Source organism: Dietzia sp. CW19 (genome assembly GCF_014145265.1).
GTDB lineage: Bacteria > Actinomycetota > Actinomycetes > Mycobacteriales > Mycobacteriaceae > Dietzia > Dietzia natronolimnaea.
Map to the genome: position 1 here is coordinate 1 of NZ_JAALEE010000429.1, position 1201 is coordinate 1201.

The following is a 1201-nucleotide window of genomic DNA, read 5'->3' on the forward strand; positions in this document are numbered from 1 at the left end:
GCCCTCGCCCGACCCGCCACCGGCGGTGACGGTCGGCCACAGCGTCCGTCGCTTCCACGCCGTGCCCGGCACCGCGGCGTAGCGACCGGGACCGGTGACGTAGCCGTGCAGCATCTCCACGACCTGGTCCATGTTGACCTCGTGGCCGTGGACATAGAGCTGGGCGATCGCGTGGAGCAGGGTGTCGGCCTCGGACTCCTTGCGCTTGAGCGTGTGGAGCAGGTTGGGCTCCATCAGGCCGGCGTCGAAGCAGGTCGCCGCCACGGACATCGCGGCGACCGGGTTGGGCGCGAACTCCAGGAACGTCACGTACCCGGCCTCGACGGCCTTGCGCACGGCGTGGGTGAACCACACCGAGTGCCGCATGCCCTTGACCCAGTACTCCTCGGCGTGGATCGGCTCGTGGCCGGCGCGGTAGAAGGTCTCCTTGTCCACGGAGGAGAACAGGCCGGATCGGAGTTCGCGAGGCTCCAGGCCCGCGATCTCGGCGGCGAGCTCACCCAGCAGCATGTCGACGTCGGAGGTGTGCCCGGCCCCGCGGACCTGGAGCTGGCGGGCGAACTTGCCCTGCTCCTCGACCCAGGCCACGAACTCGGCCACGGGCTTGGCGCGGCCGCCGACCGTGGTGTGGGTGGGCGCGGCGTAGACCGCGGGCTCGATCGAGGCGAACTGCGGGTTGTCGGCGATGATCTGCGCGATCTCCTCGGCCGAGTACTCGACCAGCGCCATGGCGCCGGCGTCCTCGTCGGAGACCTGCTGCTCGGCGTCGCCCATGAGGCGCGAGCGGACGCAGATCACCCGCACCGCGTCCTCGAGACTCAGCCCGCCCGCCGCATAGGCGGCGGCGACCTCGCCCATCGAGTGGCCGATCACGGCCTCGGGCTTGGCGCCGAGCGCCTTGAGCGTGTCGACCAGCGCGACCTGGACGGCGAAGATGCCGACCTGCGCGTTCTCCACCTCGTAGGTGACCGAGTCGTCGAGGAACATCTCGACCATCCGGTAGCCGGCCTCGAAGTCGATGAGCTCGTCCACCGCGTCCAGGCACAAGGCGAACAGCGGGTTGGACAGGTACAGCTCCTTGGCCATCTTGCGGTGCTGGGCACCGAAGCCCGAGAACACCCAGACGTCACCGGTGCCGGCGGGGGCGTCCGCGCTGAAGACGCCGGGGCCGGGGTCGCCGGCCGCCAGGGCGCGCAGCCCC

1 protein-coding gene is annotated in these 1201 nt (G+C 70.9%); it reads right to left on the reverse strand.

Translation table 11 applies throughout. The annotated features are described in order from the left end of the window. Window positions 1-1201: acyltransferase domain-containing protein (locus tag G6021_RS12730; protein ID WP_182610045.1), on the reverse strand; the 1201-nt coding region annotated here is incomplete at both ends.